This is a genomic window from Streptococcus australis (assembly GCF_040226615.1).
GTDB classification, from domain to species: domain Bacteria; phylum Bacillota; class Bacilli; order Lactobacillales; family Streptococcaceae; genus Streptococcus; species Streptococcus australis_E.
The window spans coordinates 43504-61386 of the sequence record NZ_JBCOAT010000008.1 but is presented as its reverse complement, the minus strand read 5'-3'; the positions used below and the strand labels follow the sequence as shown (position 1 = coordinate 61386).

General features: G+C 44.6%; 20 protein-coding genes and 1 pseudogene. 1 reads left to right on the top strand and 20 read right to left on the bottom strand.

Annotated elements, in window-relative coordinates; translation table 11 throughout:
• Nucleotides 1-73 precede the first annotated feature (73 nt).
• Nucleotides 74-1558 (top strand): DUF1846 domain-containing protein, encoded by a 1485-nt coding sequence (locus tag ABT997_RS07960; RefSeq protein ID WP_006595123.1) that lies wholly within the window; start codon nt 74-76, stop codon nt 1556-1558.
• A gap of 361 nt (nt 1559-1919) precedes the next feature.
• On the opposite strand, the gene folK is transcribed toward ABT997_RS07960, so the two are convergent.
• From folK to wecB, 20 genes and pseudogenes are all read right to left on the bottom strand, one after another.
• Nucleotides 1920-2735: a 2-amino-4-hydroxy-6-hydroxymethyldihydropteridine diphosphokinase gene (gene folK, locus ABT997_RS07955; protein ID WP_040803178.1), complete on the bottom strand. Its 816-nt coding sequence runs from the start codon at nt 2733-2735 to the stop codon at nt 1920-1922.
• Between the two features lie 26 nt (nt 2736-2761).
• Nucleotides 2762-3316 (bottom strand): GTP cyclohydrolase I FolE, encoded by a 555-nt coding sequence (gene folE / locus ABT997_RS07950; RefSeq protein ID WP_006595126.1) that lies wholly within the window; start codon nt 3314-3316, stop codon nt 2762-2764.
• 1 nt (nt 3317) lies between these two features.
• Entirely contained in the window at nt 3318-4622 is a 1305-nt protein-coding gene (locus ABT997_RS07945; RefSeq protein ID WP_006595127.1) for a bifunctional folylpolyglutamate synthase/dihydrofolate synthase, read from the bottom strand.
• A 16-nt stretch (nt 4623-4638) separates the two neighbouring features.
• Entirely contained in the window at nt 4639-5595 is a 957-nt protein-coding gene (gene folP / locus ABT997_RS07940; RefSeq protein ID WP_048691285.1) for a dihydropteroate synthase, read from the bottom strand.
• Nucleotides 5596-5754: 159 nt separating this feature from the next.
• Nucleotides 5755-6429 carry a CPBP family intramembrane glutamic endopeptidase gene (locus ABT997_RS07935; RefSeq protein WP_224781595.1) on the bottom strand — a complete coding sequence of 225 codons (675 nt, stop codon included), beginning with the start codon at nt 6427-6429 and terminating at the stop codon, nt 5755-5757.
• Nucleotides 6430-6580: 151 nt separating this feature from the next.
• Complete coding sequence (locus ABT997_RS07930; RefSeq protein WP_023022080.1) at nt 6581-7777, bottom strand: acetate kinase; 1197 nt, start codon at nt 7775-7777, stop codon at nt 6581-6583.
• A gap of 48 nt (nt 7778-7825) precedes the next feature.
• Entirely contained in the window at nt 7826-8779 is a 954-nt protein-coding gene (locus ABT997_RS07925) for a class I SAM-dependent methyltransferase (protein ID WP_023022079.1), read from the bottom strand.
• 31 nt (nt 8780-8810) lie between these two features.
• Complete coding sequence (gene comGG / locus ABT997_RS07920) at nt 8811-9257, bottom strand: competence type IV pilus minor pilin ComGG (RefSeq protein ID WP_006595132.1); 447 nt, start codon at nt 9255-9257, stop codon at nt 8811-8813.
• Nucleotides 9223-9675, bottom strand: a complete 453-nt coding sequence (gene comGF, locus ABT997_RS07915; protein ID WP_040803180.1) for a competence type IV pilus minor pilin ComGF — start codon at nt 9673-9675, stop codon at nt 9223-9225. The genes comGG and comGF overlap by 35 nt, the downstream gene beginning before the upstream one ends.
• Nucleotides 9659-9952 carry a competence type IV pilus minor pilin ComGE gene (gene comGE / locus ABT997_RS07910; RefSeq protein WP_006595134.1) on the bottom strand — a complete coding sequence of 98 codons (294 nt, stop codon included), beginning with the start codon at nt 9950-9952 and terminating at the stop codon, nt 9659-9661. Before comGE ends, comGF begins: the two co-directional genes overlap by 17 nt.
• A complete protein-coding gene (comGD, locus tag ABT997_RS07905) occupies nt 9918-10343 on the bottom strand; it encodes a competence type IV pilus minor pilin ComGD (protein WP_042507426.1) in 426 nt (141 codons plus the stop codon). The genes comGE and comGD overlap by 35 nt, the downstream gene beginning before the upstream one ends.
• Complete coding sequence (gene comGC / locus ABT997_RS07900) at nt 10312-10629, bottom strand: competence type IV pilus major pilin ComGC (RefSeq protein ID WP_023022076.1); 318 nt, start codon at nt 10627-10629, stop codon at nt 10312-10314. Before comGC ends, comGD begins: the two co-directional genes overlap by 32 nt.
• Nucleotides 10626-11648, bottom strand: a complete 1023-nt coding sequence (gene comGB / locus ABT997_RS07895) for a competence type IV pilus assembly protein ComGB (RefSeq protein ID WP_023022075.1) — start codon at nt 11646-11648, stop codon at nt 10626-10628. Before comGB ends, comGC begins: the two co-directional genes overlap by 4 nt.
• Nucleotides 11590-12531 (bottom strand): competence type IV pilus ATPase ComGA, encoded by a 942-nt coding sequence (gene comGA / locus ABT997_RS07890; RefSeq protein WP_006597118.1) that lies wholly within the window; start codon nt 12529-12531, stop codon nt 11590-11592. The genes comGB and comGA overlap by 59 nt, the downstream gene beginning before the upstream one ends.
• A 106-nt stretch (nt 12532-12637) precedes the next feature.
• Complete coding sequence (locus ABT997_RS07885; RefSeq protein WP_006595139.1) at nt 12638-13015, bottom strand: DUF1033 family protein; 378 nt, start codon at nt 13013-13015, stop codon at nt 12638-12640.
• Between the two features lie 206 nt (nt 13016-13221).
• Entirely contained in the window at nt 13222-14325 is a 1104-nt protein-coding gene (locus tag ABT997_RS07880; RefSeq protein WP_006595140.1) for a family 8 glycosyl hydrolase, read from the bottom strand.
• A gap of 8 nt (nt 14326-14333) precedes the next feature.
• Nucleotides 14334-15643: pseudogene (locus ABT997_RS07875) on the bottom strand (glycosyltransferase family 2 protein).
• On the bottom strand, nt 15636-15776 hold the full coding sequence (locus tag ABT997_RS07870; RefSeq protein WP_006595142.1) for a hypothetical protein: 141 nt from the start codon (nt 15774-15776) through the stop codon (nt 15636-15638). The pseudogene ABT997_RS07875 and the gene ABT997_RS07870 overlap by 8 nt, the downstream one beginning before the upstream one ends.
• A gap of 9 nt (nt 15777-15785) precedes the next feature.
• Nucleotides 15786-16574, bottom strand: coding sequence for a hypothetical protein (locus ABT997_RS07865; RefSeq protein ID WP_006595143.1), 789 nt, complete (start codon nt 16572-16574; stop codon nt 15786-15788).
• A gap of 2 nt (nt 16575-16576) precedes the next feature.
• Nucleotides 16577-17728, bottom strand: a complete 1152-nt coding sequence (gene wecB, locus ABT997_RS07860; protein ID WP_048717463.1) for a non-hydrolyzing UDP-N-acetylglucosamine 2-epimerase — start codon at nt 17726-17728, stop codon at nt 16577-16579.
• Nucleotides 17729-17883 lie beyond the last annotated feature (155 nt).

Below are 17883 nucleotides of genomic sequence, written 5' to 3'. Positions count from 1 at the left end.
TGCACTCCCCTTTCCCTATGTGAAAGGCGGAGCACCGCTAAAGATCACCCTCGCTTCTTTATTGGAGGTTTAAATGAAGAAACAAGCTTTTAGTTCCGAAAAGTATTTGAATTTGCAACGCGATCACATCCTCGAGCGCATCAACCAATTTGATGGCAAGCTCTACCTAGAGTTTGGAGGAAAAATGTTGGAAGATTTCCATGCAGCTCGTGTCCTTCCTGGTTATGAACCAGATAACAAAATTAAGCTTCTCCAAGAACTTCGTGACCAAGTGGAGATTGTGATTGCTATTAATGCCAATAACATTGAGCATTCAAAAGCGCGTGGTGACCTAGGAATCTCTTATGACCAAGAGGTCTTCCGCTTGATTGATAAATTCAATGAATTGGGCATCTATGTCGGCTCTGTCGTCATCACTCAATATGCTGGTCAACCAGCTGCAGACCTTTTCCGCAAACAGTTGGAAAAGAACGGTATCGCCTCTTACCTCCACTACCCAATCAAGGGCTACCCAACGGATATGGACCACATCATTTCTCCTGAGGGAATGGGGAAAAACGACTACATTCAAACTAGCCGTAATCTCGTTGTCGTGACAGCTCCTGGTCCTGGTTCTGGTAAATTGGCGACTTGTATGTCCAACATGTACCATGACCAATTAAATGGCATCAAATCTGGTTATGCTAAATTTGAAACCTTCCCAGTTTGGAACCTGCCTTTGCATCACCCAGTGAATTTGGCCTATGAAGCTGCTACTGCAGACCTTGACGATGTCAATATGATTGACCCATTCCACCTCCAAACCTATGGCGAAACAACGGTCAACTACAACCGGGATATCGAAATCTTCCCTGTCTTGAAGCGGATGTTGGAACGCATCCTTGGAGAATCTCCTTACGCTTCCCCAACAGATATGGGTGTGAACATGGTCGGCTTTGCCATCGTGGACAATGACGCAGCGATTGAAGCCTCTAAGCAAGAAATTATCCGCCGTTACTACCAAACCATTCTAGATGTGAAGGCAGAGCGTGTCGGAAACGGAGCTATTAAGAAAATTGAACTCTTGATGAATGACTTAGGCATTTCACCAAAAGACCGCCAAGTCACCGTCCTTGCCCGTCAAAAAGAGGAAGAAACCGGTGAACCTGCCTTGGCACTGGAATTGCCGAACGGAGAAACCGTGACAGGTAAGACTTCTGACTTATTTGGTCCAACGGCAGCTGTTCTCATCAACGCCATCAAGAAATTGGCCCATATTGATAAAGAAACCAAGTTGATTGAGCCAGAATATGTGAAACCAATCCAAGGCTTGAAGATCAACCACTTGGGCAGTCGCAACCCTCGCCTCCACTCAAATGAAATCCTCATCGCCCTCGCCATTACCGCCATGAACCATCCAGAGGCAAATCTTGCCATGCAAGAATTGGGTCGATTGAAAGGGAGCGAAGCCCATTCAACAGTCATGTTGACAGACGAAGATAAGAACGTTCTTCGCAAACTGGGCATTCATGTGACCATGGATCCAGTTTACCAATACGATCGCTTGTACCGCAAATAAAGAAAGGCAAGGCTAGACCGTTGGTCCTAGCTCCATATACAAAAAATCCCCTGAGTGCCTGAACCAGTTGGCACCCAGGGGATTTTTCATAGTTTAATTGGATGGAGAGTTACCTCTCCTTAAAAAGATAGAGGCCCACAATCAGTATCGGGACAAGGAGAAGGGGATACGCTTCTTTTGGCAGTAAGTCCGTTTCCAAACTCAACCAAAGGAAAAAAACAGCCAAGACAATCGCGATCAACCATTTTACAAGATAAGATTTCATGACGCCCACCTACCCCTAATCTATTTATGCATAGTATACTCCTGCTCAGTCAACCTGTCAAGGTAAAAAAGGTAGTTGACCTAAGGGTCAACTACCTTATGTTTCTTTCACAGCCTCCCACAGTTGTCGGATCTGTTTTCTTTGGACAGGATCCACAAAGTAAGGAGCAATTTCATTCAAGGATTCTAGGACAAATGCCCGTTCTGCCACATACGGATGAGGGAGAATCAAATCTGGACTATAGAGGATCAAATCCTCCATATAAAGGAGATCCAAATCGATGACCCGTGGTCCCCATTTGATCTCACGAATCCGGCCCATTTCTAGTTCGATTCCTAGCAAGGTCTCAATCAAGTCTTGGGGCGTAAACCAAGTTTCGACCTCTACGACTTGGTTGAGGAAGCTATCCTGCTCGACCCCTCCCCAAGGTGCTGTCTCAATCTGAGAAGAGGTTTGGAGAATCGTAAGCCCCTTTTCTTCTAGTCTAGATACAGCCGTCTCCAACTGTTGTCCCTTATCGCCCATATTGGTTCCCAGACCAATAAAGGCTCGTCTTTTTTCTCGTTCAATCGTGACCGAACAAGTATCCAAAGGTAGAGGAACTGGCGCCCAAGGTTTTTTCAGCTCCAGTCGAGCCTTTTTGACAAAGTCATAGGTTGCAAAAATCTTCTCCACAAGCTGAAAAGCTACTGTCTCAATCAAATCAATTTTCTCAGCTTGAACCCAATTTGTCAGTTGCTCTGCTAAGATTCCATAATGGATTGAAGCCGTCAAATCGCCCGTCCGAGCAGACTTTGTCATCTCATAATCGACACAGACATCCAGGACAAAGCGTTGCCCCAATTCCTTTTCAGCGGAAAACACACCATGATAAGCATAAATTTCCAAATCTTTGATCCGTAATTGATCCACCATCGTCACCTCAGTTTATCTAGGGATTAGTGTCCCATTAGTTTATAGGCTTCGTTTTTCAGGTCTTTATCTGTCTCTAACAAGCCACGCGCTGCTGTCGTTACAGTAGCTGTCCCTGGTTTGCGTACCCCACGCATGTTCATGCACATGTGCTCTGCTTCCACCCAGACAAGGGCTCCCTGCGCTCCCAGATACTCCATCAAGGCATCCGCGATTTCCACTGTCAAGCGCTCCTGGATTTGAGGCTTTTTGGCGTACACTTCCACTGTCCGAGCTAGCTTAGAGAGGCCCGCTACGCGCCCATTTGGGATATAGGCAATGTGGACCTTGCCATAGAAGGGCAAGAAATGGTGTTCACACATCGAGTGGAAGAAGATATCCTTTTCTACCACCATATTGTTGTCCACAATCTCAAAAGATTTTGATAGGTGGACTTCCGCAGTTTGGTTGAGACCTGCAAAAATCTCTTGGTACATCTTGGCAATGCGTTCTGGTGTTTCTTGCAAGCCCTCACGGCTTCCGTCTTCACCGACTGCGTCGATAATCATCTTCACGGCTTCTTGAATTTTCTTTGTATCCATGTTATCTCCTACTGATTTCTTCGATTAGAAAGGCTCTCACCTGAGCCAAAAAGTACAAGGATCCCGTCACTAAGAGGAGATCAGATTGTTGCAATTTTCTTTCTAGATATTGGGTTAAAAACACCTTCCATTCTTGATAAGGCAGGCCTTTTTGATGGGCTATTTCCTGCATGTCTCTCACGGAATAGGCGCGTGAATCCTCAAAGGTCGTCAAGGTTAATTGACTCTTTTCCAATCCGCTCCATAGTTCTAGCATCTCCTCAATCGCCTTAGTCTGGATACAGGTAAACAAGACTTGTTTGTCCAACTGTCCATACCGTTCTTTTATGGTGGCTACAAGAGGGGCTACTGCATGCGGATTATGGGCGCCATCTAGAATGATGAGGGGCTGGGTCGAAATAACCTCTAGGCGTCCCGGCCACTGGACCCCTTCCCAAGCTTGGAGGATTTCTTCTCGGCTTAAGAAAGAGAGCCCCTTTTCTTGACAGAAGGTATCGCAGAGAGCCAGGGCCAGTCCAGCATTGTCGACTTGATGAAGTCCCAAGAGCCCTGTCTTTAGTTGCATTTCTTCCCGATACTGGCTCTGATAGCCAAAAACTTCCCCGTCTGCCAGTGACTCTTGGTAGCTAACTAAAAAGTCCTGACCTAACAGCTCTACTGGTGCCGATAAGCAGTTCGCCCGCTGCACAATGACTTCTTGGGCTTCCAGTTCCATCCGGCCTAGCAAGACCGGAATCTTTTCCTTGATGATTCCCGCCTTCTCTTGAGCAATGGAGGCCAAATCCGGCCCTAAGAGAGCCACATGGTCCAAGCCAATCGTCGTGATGGCTGTCAAAATAGGCTGACAAACATTGGTACTATCGAGACGACCACCCATGCCCACTTCCAAAATGACCACATCCGGCTTTTCTGCTGCAAAATAATCAAAAGCCAGGACGGTCAGCAACTCGAACTCGGTCAAGCCCAGCAAGGTCTGATCAGAACTGTTTTTTGCAAGTAAGTCCTGATAGAGGGACAGATAAGTTTCTAAATCCTGATCTGAGATGGGAAGCCCATTAATACTGATTTGCTCATGAAAGGAAACTAGATAGGGGGAGGAGAAAACACCAACCCGCAACCCTTTCGCCTCTAGTAAAGACCGTAAATGGGCTAGGGTCGATCCTTTTCCATTGGTCCCAGCTAGATGGATTACAGGACAGGCTAAGTGTGGGTTTCCCCTCAAGGCCAGCAGGGCTTCCATTCGCTCCAAGCCAAAATGGGGCTCGGAAGAACGATAAGTAGCTAACCAACTGAGATCTACTGTCATATCTCTTCTCTTTTCTTTAGCGATATTGTTTCAAATGAAGGTCCTGCGCTTGATCGGCTTGGTAGATCGCACTACCGATAGCTACCGCCATCTTATGGAGGGGGATATCATGCACACGCACAATTTCTACCCCTTGGCTGGCAGCCACACTCGTCAAATGACTGGATGCCAAATCCTGATTGTAGAATCCTTCTTTCGTTTCAGGGTCAGTCTCAAATCCCTCTTCTTCCAGAATATTAACCACAAAGCGCTTCCGAGAGACTCCTAAAAAGATTGGATACCCCTTAGCATGAATGGTTTTTAAGTCCTGCAAAAGTTGGAGGTTTTCCCGCTTGGTCAAGCCAAAACCAATCCCAGGATCTAAGAAGAGTTGATCCGGACTCAATCCCGCCTCCTCTGCTAGCTCAAGGCTCTTAGCAAAGAAGGTCCACATGCAGTCTTGGATAGAGAGACCTTCAAACTGCGCCAACTCCTCTGATGAAAAGGCCGGCTCAAAACCAAAGGTCGGAAAAATGACGGAACTTGGATGATGAGGACGAGCCATGACTGGATTAAACATAAGAATGGCTCCAGCCTGAGCTTCTGCAATCACCCCAGCCATTTGCGGATCTCCTAGCAGGCCTGTGATATCATTGACCAAGTCTGCGCCAGCTGCTAGGGCTGCACGAGCGACCTCTGACTTCCAAGTATCAACCGAAATCAAGATATCACTCTCTGCTCGAATCGCTTCAATGACGGGCACGACTCGCTGGATTTCTTCCTGAATTTCCACAAAATGACTCCCTGGACGTGTGGACTCCCCACCAATATCCAGTATGCTTGCCCCTTCTGCTATTAACTTTCGAGCTTGCTCGAGAGCTCTATCTACCGTTTGGTAACGCCCCCCATCTGAAAAGGAGTCGGGGGTGACATTGAGGATGCCACATAGAAGTGTCCTATCCTTGCCTAGTTGTCTCCATTCACTCTTTGACATATCTTCCTTCATCTTTCTACAGAAATGCCAACCAAGCATAGAAAAGAGGTTAGAATCTTTCCAACCTCCGAGTTTGTCTCTATCTGCGCCTAGATGCTTCTTTGGTAGCTTACCAAAGCTTCTGAATAAAACCCATTGGTCCTATCATTCTACCATATTTTAAGCGGGAAGAAAAGAAACCAGAATAGTTATCAGAAAGGCAAAAGCATTCATGGTAAAGTGCAATAAAATCGAATATTCTACTCGTTTGTAGCGGTAGGCAACCCAAGTCAAGATGAGGGACATGCCCCCATAGATAATCCAGGAACCAAGATTACTTGGTGTATGTAAATAGGCAAAAACAAGAGCCCCAACCAAATAACCAATTTTTTCGTGCCCCTTAAAGATCAAGCGGGGAATCACAGCACGACAGATAATTTCTTCTCCTAAAGGTGCCACTACAACAATGAGCAAACCCATTGCCAGCTGAGGGGCCAAGGAAGCCACCCCTTGGATGGTCTCTTGGTTAGCTGTCGTCGCCTCTCCCAACTGTCGAAGAAGGTTAACCCCAAGAGCATTATTGGCCAGCAACAGGAGAAAATAAAGGAAATTTCGCCCAATATCTCTGCCTTTGATTCGTGAAAAATCTAGTGAATCAAGTGGACTCCATTTCATAAACCACCAAAGCAAATAGACGAGGAGCATGGTGACCCCAAGGACCAAACTATTGATCGTCCAATTTGACCAAGCATTTTCAATCCCCAAGATCAAAGCGATCATGGGTAGTTGAGTCGCTATAAATAACGGTATTCCAATTAGTAACCACAGACCATTTGAAACCCATTTTTTCTCCATCCAATTTTCCATTATTTTACCTCGATTATCAAACTATTTTTCTAGTATAGCATAGATGAGCTACTGGGGCAAGCCCAAGTAGAAGTCACACAAGAGAAAAAAGAGGCGCTTCAAGTCAGCCTCTTCTCTCTTGTTTTTATAGAATAAAGTCTTATCCCTTGTTTTTAAAGCGTTCAACATCACGTGCAATGACTAATTCTTCGTCCGTTGGGATGACCAAGACTCTCACTTTAGCATCCGCTGTTGAAATATCGCCTTCTGCACCAAAGACATTCTTTTCTGGATCAAGCTCACAACCAAACCAAGTTAAGCCGTCAATGACTTGTCCACGGATCGTTTTAGAATTTTCCCCGATACCAGCTGTAAAGATGATGGCGTCTGCTCCATTCAAGACAGCAAAGTATTGACCGATGTATTTCTTAATACGGTCGACAAAAATGTCGTTGGCCAAAAGTGCCTTGTCGTTTCCACTGCGCATGGCTTCGTGGATATCGCGCATATCACTAGAAAGCTCAGACACCCCTAGAAGACCAGATTCACGGTTCAAGATACGACTAATATCTTCTGGACTGTTGAAGTCCTCTGTGTGCTCCATCAAGTAAGGAATAATAGCAGGGTCAATATCCCCTGTACGTGTTCCCATCATGATGCCACCAAGTGGTGTGAAGCCCATAGACGTATCGACAGAAATCCCTTTGTCTACCGCTGTAATAGAAGCTCCATTCCCAATGTGGCAGGTGATTAATTTCAACTCTTCGATTGGTTTTCCAAGAAGCTTCGCAGCTTCGTGGGCTACATACTCATGGCTGGTCCCGTGAGCCCCATATTTACGAACCTTGTTTTCTGTATAGTACTTAGTTGGAAGAGGATAACGATAAGCTTTTTCAGGCATTGTTGTATGGAAAGAGGTATCAAATACAACAACGCTGGTAATATCTGGTAACAATTCTTTAAAGGCACGGATCCCAGCAGCGTTGGCAGGGTTGTGCAATGGGGCCAACAAAGAAAGTTCCTCAACCTTTTGAATGACTTCTTCATCTACAAGAGCAGACTCTTTGAAGTACTCGCCACCTGCAACGACACGGTGCCCTACTCCAGTGATTTCATCGTAGGAAGAAATAATATCGAAACGAATCAAATCATCGAGAAGGATTTTAACCGCTTGTGTGTGGTTCTCGATATCTAAAACCTGTTTTTCCGCTCGACCGTCAAATTTTACTGTCGAAATGGAATCTTTAAGTCCAATTCTCTCGATGAGCCCTTTTGCCAAAACTGTTTCTTCTGGCATTTGGTATAATTGCCATTTCAAACTTGAACTACCTGCATTAATTGCAATTGTTTTCGTCATTTTTTTACCTCTTTAAGCGTTTTCACTCCTATTATAGCAAAATTTTGTTTAAATTTCACTTTCTTTATTCCAGTTTTGAAAACTTTCACGGAATTTCATGAGGTCTTCCTGGTCTTGCAAATCAGTCAAAGGATAGACAAATGGTTGGACCACCGCTTCTTCTTGCTTGCGGAAAACAAAGATGGTTTTTGCTAGATTGGCTGATCGAAAGAGGTTCTCTGGCAAGGTCACCATGGCCAAGACCTGAGCATGATCCTGCATCCATTGTTTCAGCAGAGGACTCTGCTCGCTCGTCAAGAGATCATTCGGAGCTAGAAAAATAGCGACGCCACCTGGTTTTAAGTATTTTAGCGATTGTTCAATCAATAAATGATGGGCATAGGTGTGGCCCTGAGGGGAAGCGACCTGGTAACGACTCGCAATGGCATCATCTGGATAATAACCGACAGGTAAATCGCTGATAATCACATCGCTCTCTTTCAAAACTTGTGGACGAATGGCATCACCTTGGGCAAAATTCACATCCGCCTTCATCACTTCTGCCATACTAGCCGCAAGGTCAATCAAGAGATCATCAATTTCCAAGCCCAAATAATCTAAGGAACGCTGACAGTTGTTCATCAAGGTTTGGGCCAAGTTCCCTGTTCCACTCCCCATTTCTAGCACATCTACTTGATCGGAACTCGCCAACTGATCCACTAGGAAGACCAGAAGAAATCCAATCCCATCTGGCGTAAATTGGTGATTGGCCTGTAGGGGCTCTGTTTGGGCAGCCTTCATCAAAAGATACTGGAAGGAACGACGCCACTCTTCCTTGTTTAAGTTCAAGTCCTTCAGGCGCTGGTTGTTTTCCTTCACTAGAGTCAACTCTGTTTGCCCATCCAGATAGATGGCATTCTGCTCAACTAGAGCATCATAAAAGTTGGTCTGCAAATCATTTTGGATAGTTTGGGTATTCTCTAATAGGTAGCCGTAGGCTTTCTCAATTTTTTCGAAATTCATGCTTTCCTCCATCTCTTAATCATATCAAATTTTAAGAGTTTTCGCTATGCTTTTCGAAGGCCTGAGGCTTCTCTTCCTCAGTCGTGGTCGGGTGGTCTGTGGCCGAATCTGGAGCCTGCTTCTCCTTTTCCTTCTTGTCGGTTTTTTTCTTTTCACGAGGAGGTAGAGCAAAGGTGAAATGATAGCTTCCCCCATCTTGTAAGTGACTCGTTACGTTGGCAAAGCCCGATTTTTCTTCCAAATCGACTCGACCAGTTGAGAAGGTTATGGTTTTTTCTTCCCGATCCCAAGTATCAATCGCCAATTGAGCTTGCGCATAAGCCTGGATCCGGTGCTGACTAGCAAGGAGGATCCGTCTCTCTGCCACTTGTCTGTTCAGGTAAAACTGAAGCAAGAGACTAAAAACCGCCGACATAAAAAGGGCATAAAGAAGGATCCCGGCCTCAATCTGCTTCTTTTTTATCCTTTTCCACCACACGGTAGACCACCTCCCTTTCTAACCCTTCTTCAAAGCGCAGTTGAATAGACACCAGATCTCCTCTTTTTTCAATCCTGGCGGATTCAACTCCATCTATCATCGGTTGATAGCCACGGCCAGTCGCATCTGTCTTTCGGATATCTCCCCCCTTAGCCAGTCCAATGGCTATGGGTTTTTGATCCTGAACAAGATAGAATTTGTTATCTCTGACCTCTTCAAATTGGCTACGAGACAATTCAATGTCCAGCTGGTCCTGAAAGAGCAACCATTCCTCTTGCTTGATGTGACTTTGGTACTGGAGTTCTTGACGCAAAAGGCTTGTCAATCCTTGAAACACCAATAAACCACCGCTGATGACGAGCAGGGCAACCAAGGCCTCCAGTAAAGTAAAGGCTGGCAGTTTAGTTCTTTTCAACAGCAATCACAACCTTTCCTTCATGATAGACCTTTAAGGACTTGGCAGACCTCTCCACCTGGACACTGACCTGATTGATGCTCAATTGATCCTGCCTGGTCTGGATCGCCATTTTTGCGACTCGCAAGACTTCTCCTTGTCTCAACTCTTCTAAGCGCTGCTGTCGCGAGTCCCCTAGCTCTCCCAGCACAAGGGTCGTGAGGACACCAAACATCGCTAAGGCAATCAGTCCTTCTAACAAAAGACTAGCGGGGAGCCGTCGATTTTTTAATTTTTCCATTCCCAATTGCCAACTGATAAGTCACCACCTCTTTCTCTGTCTGAAATTGAATCTTGGTCAGGCTTGAATTGCCTCCTGCTGGATCAAAGGTCAGTTGCTTCTCTCTGACCACTTCCACCCCTTTTGGAAGCGGTAATTCTTGATAGGGACTATGAACCCCACCGTGGTCGATGGAAAGAAGAGCTCTCTCCTCTTTTGCAATACTCATCTTTTGTGTCTCCTGATAGACCCGTTCAAATTCCGAGAAAAACAATGTTTCTTCCACCTGCCCAAAGGCTTGATGGACTGACCCAGCTAGCAGCCAACATAGAAGACTGACGATACCTAGAGTTAGTAAGCTCTCTAGAAGGGTGAAAGCTTTAATCTGCAACCGCACGGTGATCACCTGCATTCTTCACATAGTGAGCACGGTAGGCTTCTGCTTGTTTTTGAGTGATTTGTCCTTCTGCGACTAGCTTAGAAAGACTAGCTTTTTCATTCTGATGATTGAGTTCATAGAGCTCAGCCTGGCTCTCCACGACTTTGACGACTGCTCGATTTCCTGTATCTGTTACCGAATCTTTCTGCTTGGTCAAGTTCGGAACAAAGAGCAAGAGAAGAACGCTGATAATGAGCAAAACAACTAACATTTCAATCAGAGTAAAAGCTTTTACCTTGAGTGTGCGCAATGATTTCATAAAGGAACCTCCAAATTTTCATAAATCGGCAGCAACATGGCTGCATAGAGCAAAACAATCATAAGAGCAACAAAGACAAAGACCAGTGGTTGAACGACATTCATGGCCTTGTTCAAACGATGGAAAAAGCCTGCCCAGGTCTTGTCTGCATAGATCTCCAGCTCACTACCGAGCTTGGATTTGGCTTCCCCATATTCAATCATGAGGGCCAGCTCTCGTTTAAAGAAAGGATAGGTCTGAATATGGTCAGAAAAAGACCTGCCACGAGCCAATGCCCGCTCTAAATCCTGTCCAATCTCTCGAAAGAGACGGGAACGTTGCCCCTGCATCACAGGAAAAATTTGATTCAGCTCCAACCCTTGGGCAATCATACTTCCCCATTCTCGAGCATAAAAAGCGGTCAGATAATCCTGTAAGAAGGGGCGAAGAAAAGGAAATCTAGCCAAACATGAAACCAGGGCCAGCCGTTTGGCACGACGGCCTAGGAAAAGGAGCATCAAAACTCCAATCGTCAGCAACACACTCCCTAACAAAACATACTGGGGAAAGATACTAATCAGTCGTGTCGCCCCATTTTGATTCTCCAACTGGGGCAAGAGATAATTTTTCAGCCCCAGCATAATCAAGATCAAAAATCCCAACAAGAGCACGGGATAGGTCGCCACCTCAACTAGTTTCTTTCGAACCTGGGTCAGATTTTCCAAGTAGCTACGGATCTTTTCTAAACTTAAGGTAACATTTCCATGCTGCTCCGCCAGTGCCAATTGAGTCGTTACCTGATCGGAGAAACCTAGATCAGAGAGAATGGCTGACAGGGGCTTCCCGTTGGCAAGTCCGACCTGCATCCTCTCGACAAAATCTGCCTCTACCAATTGACTGCGCCGAAGAAAGTCGATGACCTCTGATAGATGAAAGCCACTGCTGTAGAGATTGTGAAAGAGTTCAATGACATGTTCTTGCTTAGCAATCGATAATTTTTTCGGCTTGCGCCTGATCCAGCTCAATATGTCCCGCTTCATAAAGCGCATCCATTTGCTGGTTCCACTGTTGACTGGAGTGGTTTTGGTAATCTTGGATGGCAAAGTCAGTGACACCTCCTCCCTTTATCAAACGCTGGTAACAGATCCCTTGAAGGACAATCCGTAACTCCTCCTCACTCACCCCCAACTCCAGTAGGCGTTCATAAACCCCAGGAATGCTCTTGGCATGGATGGTAGAAAAGACCGTCACACCTGTCAGACTAGCCCGAATAACTGCACGAGCTGTCTCCGTGTCACGAATTTCTCCGATGAGGAGGAGATCCGGGCGATGACGCAGAGACAGTTTAATCAAGCTATCATAAGTCATGCCAATCGCTTCATTGAGCTGCAGTTGCAGCATCTCTTCTTGCTTAATTTCTACGGGATCTTCAATCGACATGACTTGTTGCCCCGAAAATTTTTTCTTGGCCAGGGCATGCATCAGTGTTGTCTTCCCCGATCCGACTGGACCCGCAAATAAGTAGAGCCCCCGCTTACTCACCTTCTCTTCTAGCTCTTGAAGTTGGTCGAACCAGAAACGGAGCTCCCGGTCCTCATTGTGGAGCAGGCGAATAACTAAACTCTCGTATCCCCTATAGTCTCCCACAGTAGACAAGCGTAAGGACAAGACCTTATCCCCTAGAGAATAGTCACAGGAGCCCAATTGACTCCGGCGCCTTTCCCCCACATTCATCCCTGCCATAAACTTAAAATGACTGATGACCGCTACCATTTGTTCTTGCGAATAGGTCTCGACAAAGCGTCGCTCATCCCCAACCCTTAGAAAGAGCTGATAGTCTGATGCTCGAGGAACAAAATAAATATCCTGAGCTTCGGCATTCGATGCCATTCGAATTATGGATTGTGCAATTTCTTGAACCATATTTCCTCCTTTCACTATATAATTCGCAATTAATTGGCCAACTAGCGCTGGATTTAGAAAAAAGAGCAAAAAAAAAGAAACTCAACTGCATATTGAATTTCTCTTCCTATAGATTATTGCTCTCGTAGTCTAGCTTACAAGAGCGATGAGCCGTGTGGGCATTCTCTTTTTCGTAGCCTGGACGGCGCTTGCTTCTCGGTATCTTCTGATCGTTTTCTAACAAGGCGACTGAATGATATTGTTGCACGTATTCCGCACACTCTTCACACCAGCGCTGATCCTCAGGATCCCAAAAAATCGTCATTAAATCACTTCTACTTTTAAATAATGGAGATTGCTCTCTTAAAAGTAACCATTGGCGTTTGTAGTATTTGAGGGCTTCATAATAGTCATCAAAACTCTGACTAGTGACAATGTCCTTCTCCCAATCTTCTAAAAACCACCAGGGTTCATAATCCCCATACATTTCAATTACTTGATACATATTTCTCTCCGTCCTTTGTATCCAATATTATATATAAAATCCTTTGATAACAAAAGAATTCTGCTTATGAAAGAAAGATAAAGTAAATTTTCCGAACATTTTCATGCTTTTCTTTCAAAATCTCCCCTTATGGAGGAGAGAAAGGCTATTTTTTGACAAGAAAAAACTGAGAACCTAAAGTTCTCAGTTTTTCAAATGATGATCCATTAGAACAATTGAAGGGCAATCATGGTTGTCATGGTTGCATCGTAATAATTTTCTGTTGATAGATCTTGCATAAAGATAAACTTGTTCTGCTGCACCAATTTGAGATAGCCATCTCCATTTTCAGCCGCATAAGATACCGGAGCAATGAAGCTAGCTGCTTGGTACTGATGAAGGGCATTGCCTTTCAGATCATAGCCTGCATAGATATTCCGTTGCTTCATGAAGAAATCCAGCATCTTCTTGCCCAATTTTTGACTGGTCTTGTCCTGGCTTTGAGCCAAGTTGTATGGCAGACGACAAGCATTGTAAGAATAAGCACCATCGTACTTGGATTCGATGGTATCTGGATCCGCTACACGCGCTCCTTGTTCATCTACCCACATAAAGTCTGGCAGAAGGCCTGTTTTAGTTTGTGAACTGATAGCGTCAAGCTGGGCCAACATCTTCTCTTTAATACTTAACCATTGTTCATTTCCAGTCAACTCATAGAAGGATTGGAAAAAGGATGGAAGGGTATCAGAGGTTCTCATCAAGTGATAGAATTCGGAATCTTGATTGGCCCAATTCCCAACGGTCAAGACACCCGTTGTCTCATTGTAGTTGTACTTGAGAATATCGTCCAAGATAGCCTTGGCTTGCTGTTGATAGCCTTTACCTTTTTCAGGCCACTGTTTTGCTGCCTCCATCAAGGCATAGGCTATATATAGATCACCATCCGTCGCATTTTGATGCTCAGATGAAAGCTCCCCTTTTTTGATGATTTGTTTCCAAGCCATTAATTGGGTATCGTCTAAGCGATTGTTTTGATAATACCGATACAGACGGTCAAAATCCTCTTGATTGGCTAGGTCTTTCTTGGCAGCCTCTACTGTGATTAGCATGCCATAACCTTGCGCTTCTGATAAGACAACCGTTTCTTGGTCACTGTTAGTCGTACGAACATAGGACTGTTTTCCATCCGTCACGAGGTAGTGTTCCGTCCATTGACGATAGAGGCGGTTCCGCATCTCCACCTTGCTTCTTGTCCGAGCCAAGAAGAGAGTCAAACAAAAGACTGCCAGGATGACCACAAACCATAAATATTTCATTTTTTTTGTTCTCATAAGTCCTCCTAACCAGCAAACCGTTTCGTTTTCACCCACTTGGTTCCTTCACGGTGAAGCAATTTATCCATGATGATGGATGAAATCGAATCAATCGAAACAATGATAAAGAGTTGGGAATAGCTAAAGTAGGCTGCTAGGGCCAACCAAATCTGTTTCACCGTCGCCTGACCAAACTGAGAAGCCATGGCAATGTTGATTTGCAACAAATACAAACCAATCATTAGCACCCAGTTAAAGAGCATCAATTGGGCAATGTAGATATTTTCGGAGTCAAAAGCAAAAGGAATCTGTACACCCGGAGCAAAGAGATGGATAAACATGGCAAGGACATTGGCAAAGAAAATCAAGTCTGACAAGACAATCGCTGCATTAAACCAGAAGAAAATACATGAATAGTTGAAGACCTCTAGTTTTACCCGCCAGTTCCCTTTTCCGAATAAGTGTTTAAAGTTGGAAAGTACAACCTCGTAGTTCCCTTTTGCCCAACGTTTCCGTTGCATGTAGTAGGTTTTTAGGGTCTCTGGCTCTTGTTGGAAGGCTTCCGAGTTGTAAGCCAAGGCGATCAGTTTTCCGCTTTGCAAATCTTGAAGGAAATATCCGTATCTTCCGTCAAGGCACCATTCTTCCAACCACCGATACTTTTGACAAATTCTGTTTGGATAATAAAGTTGGTCCCTGGAATCCGTCCGATTTTGAAGAGATTCCACATCCCGACGTGGTGAACCCGTTGGGTCACGACGATTTCTTGGTTGATACAGCGCGTCAAGAAGTTCTGGTTAGCATTTCTCGTCTTATTGCGTCCAAATGAAGCCACATGACGTTCTGGATCTTTAAGAACTTCCTTAACCAAGAAATAAAGAGCATTTTTCTCAGGCATAGCATCTGCATCATAGACACAGATATAATCTCCTGTCGCCATCTTCAAGGCATCATTTAATACTCCAGCTTTCCCACCTGTACCGGTACGGTCAATAATGGTCACGTCACGTCCAGCGTATTCCGGAAGGGCCTTGACAGCCAAACACTCCTCATAGGTACGATCCGAGCAGTTATCTGCAAAGAGAAGCAACTCCACACGATCATGAGGGTAATTCATATCCAAAATCGCCTTAGCAGTTTGAGCAATGACCACATCTTCATTGTGGGCAGGTACCACAATGGTTACTTTAGGATAATAGAGAAGCGGGCTCGTATCCACTCGAAAATCACTGTGTTTCAACCAGAATTGAACCGCTGAAATCAAGATTACCAAGCCCCAGGCTAGAGATAACCAGATAGAAATCAAGGTGAAAATCATTAAAATTTGACTAATCATGGTCCACCGCCTTAAAGTTTTTGTTTACCCGATGGTAGATGACCAAGTAGGCAATGAATAATGCACAGAAGCACACCGCAAAGAATAGACTAATCCCTAAGGCTAGCCCAAAAAATAGATTTGTAAGAGTCATCGGTTCCTCCTAATATTCCACAATAATATCCGTTTCAAGTTGACGTTTCAAGTTACTAATAGCTTCCTGGTAGCTATGGAATTTCGTCCGATTGGTCGAATCCACCACCAAGTATCCTTTTTGAAATTGAATCGCTTGATTACCGTCTTCTCCCTTAAAGACCAAAGATTCCAATTGATTTTTTAAATACAACTGATAATATTCTTGCAAATTTCGTTGCTGACTATTCGTAAGTACTAGAAAATTGCCATCTGAAACATAATAAAGTCTCTCATCTTGTATCAAATGGTGGCCAATCAGATAATGAATTTGGTTCAGCGTCCGATTGTACTCACGAGGATGAATTTGATAGAAGAGTTCCTCATGAGACCAATGGATCAAGAGGGCTTGTAATTTCTGTTCCTGTTGAACACCCATGTGTTCCAGCAAGCCACGGTAGGCAACTTCAGCGTCTTCTTCTTGGTTTTGAACCTTTGCAACTTCTTTAAATAAATAGTAGCGAATTTTTGATAGTATTCCAATCAGAATAGGGAAAGAGAAAAGCAATAACAGTGCCTGGTTTGCAGGGATATACACGACTCCTGCTACCAGAAAGACAATTCCTAAACCGACTGAAATTAAAATCGTCCAGGTCAGCAGCAAATTGGATAAGACAAGAGAGGCAAACAAGGCTAACACAAGAAAGAGAGCTTCCTCAATAATAATTTCCCGTGCAAAGAATAGACAGTATATCAGGACGGCCAATACAAAGCCGACTAAAATAAGCATCCAGTCTCCTAAATGATTCCTTTTTTTCATTCCTAAATCTCTCCCTCCATAAATTCAGATACCGAGTCAACGAGGCCATAATAGTGCTGAATAGCTTGAACAATCCGCTCAGATGCCTTCCCATCTCCATATGGATTTCGAGCTGAAGCCATTTTTTGATACAGATCTGGGTCCGTCAACAGAGCCGTCATTTCTTCCTTGACGCGTTCAGGATCGGTTCCGACCAATTTTAAGGTTCCAGCTTTGACACCTTCTGGACGTTCGGTCGTATCCCGAAGGACTAAGACAGGCTTGCCTAAAGAAGGAGCCTCCTCCTGAACTCCTCCCGAATCAGACATAATAAAGTAACTTCTCGAAGCGAGGTTATGAAAGTCAAAGACGTCCAAAGGCGCAATCAAATGAATGCGGTCGTGTTCTCCTAAGATGTCCTTAGCCGCCTCTTGAACAGCAGGACTGAGATGGACTGGATAAACGACTTCCAATTCCGGATGGGCATCCACCATTTCTCTCAAGGCACCAAACACAGCCCGCATCGGCTGGCCTTGATTTTCCCGACGGTGCATGGTCACTAAGACCAGCTTCTTCTGCGGATCTAACTGATCAAGGACCTGATGGTGATAATCCTCTTGTACCGTTAATCGCAGGGCATCAATCGCCGTATTCCCTGTAATGAAAATGGACGACTCTGGATGATGTTCCATGAGAAGATTGGCCTTGCTTTCACTGGTTGGGGCAAAATAGAGATCTGCCAAGTTATCCGTCATTTGACGGTTCATTTCCTCAGGGAAAGGCGAATACTTATCGAAGGTTCTGAGACCCGCCTCTACGTGACCGATACGGACTTGGTTATAGAAGGCAACCAGACTAGCCGCAAAAGTCGTCGTTGTGTCCCCATGGACCAAAATCATATCTGGTTGCACTTCTTTCACGACTGGGTCAAATTTTTCAAGGATTCTAGCCGTGATATCTAGAAGTGATTGGTTTTTCCCCATAATATCTAGATCGTAATCCGGTTGAATGCGGAAGGTCTCTAGCACTTGATCCAGCATTTGACGATGCTGAGCAGTCACCACTGTAATCGTTTCAATGGTCTCACTTTGCTTTTGGAGCTCTAGAACCAGGGGAGCCATTTTAATAGCTTCTGGGCGCGTTCCAAAAACAACCATCACTTTAATCTTTTTCATCATCTCACCTTTTTTACCTTGTGATTTTATTAACAAAATCAACAACATATTTACCATCCATTCTACCTTCAATTGCTTCATAAGTCAAACTATCTCAATGCTTTCGTAATACATTTAATCGAATTTTAATAATCTGTAATTTATGTGTAATATTA

Bases quoted from the DNA above. Each gene is read 5' to 3' on its own strand.
- ABT997_RS07960 (WP_006595123.1), top strand. From the start codon at position 74: ATGAAGAAACAAGCTTTTAGTTCCGAAAAGTATTTGAATTTGCAACGC.
- folE (WP_006595126.1), bottom strand. From the start codon at position 3,316: ATGGATACAAAGAAAATTCAAGAAGCCGTGAAGATGATTATCGACGCA.
- ABT997_RS07945 (WP_006595127.1), bottom strand. From the start codon at position 4,622: ATGACAGTAGATCTCAGTTGGTTAGCTACTTATCGTTCTTCCGAGCCC.
- folP (WP_048691285.1), bottom strand. From the start codon at position 5,595: ATGTCAAAGAGTGAATGGAGACAACTAGGCAAGGATAGGACACTTCTA.
- ABT997_RS07935 (WP_224781595.1), bottom strand. From the start codon at position 6,429: ATGGAGAAAAAATGGGTTTCAAATGGTCTGTGGTTACTAATTGGAATA.
- ABT997_RS07930 (WP_023022080.1), bottom strand. From the start codon at position 7,777: ATGACGAAAACAATTGCAATTAATGCAGGTAGTTCAAGTTTGAAATGG.
- ABT997_RS07925 (WP_023022079.1), bottom strand. From the start codon at position 8,779: ATGAATTTCGAAAAAATTGAGAAAGCCTACGGCTACCTATTAGAGAAT.
- comGE (WP_006595134.1), bottom strand. From the start codon at position 9,952: ATGGAAAAATTAAAAAATCGACGGCTCCCCGCTAGTCTTTTGTTAGAA.
- comGD (WP_042507426.1), bottom strand. From the start codon at position 10,343: ATGCAGGTGATCACCGTGCGGTTGCAGATTAAAGCTTTCACCCTTCTA.
- comGC (WP_023022076.1), bottom strand. From the start codon at position 10,629: ATGAAATCATTGCGCACACTCAAGGTAAAAGCTTTTACTCTGATTGAA.
- comGB (WP_023022075.1), bottom strand. From the start codon at position 11,648: ATGAAGCGGGACATATTGAGCTGGATCAGGCGCAAGCCGAAAAAATTA.
- comGA (WP_006597118.1), bottom strand. From the start codon at position 12,531: ATGGTTCAAGAAATTGCACAATCCATAATTCGAATGGCATCGAATGCC.
- ABT997_RS07885 (WP_006595139.1), bottom strand. From the start codon at position 13,015: ATGTATCAAGTAATTGAAATGTATGGGGATTATGAACCCTGGTGGTTT.
- ABT997_RS07880 (WP_006595140.1), bottom strand. From the start codon at position 14,325: ATGAGAACAAAAAAAATGAAATATTTATGGTTTGTGGTCATCCTGGCA.
- ABT997_RS07870 (WP_006595142.1), bottom strand. From the start codon at position 15,776: ATGACTCTTACAAATCTATTTTTTGGGCTAGCCTTAGGGATTAGTCTA.
- ABT997_RS07865 (WP_006595143.1), bottom strand. From the start codon at position 16,574: ATGAAAAAAAGGAATCATTTAGGAGACTGGATGCTTATTTTAGTCGGC.
- wecB (WP_048717463.1), bottom strand. From the start codon at position 17,728: ATGAAAAAGATTAAAGTGATGGTTGTTTTTGGAACGCGCCCAGAAGCT.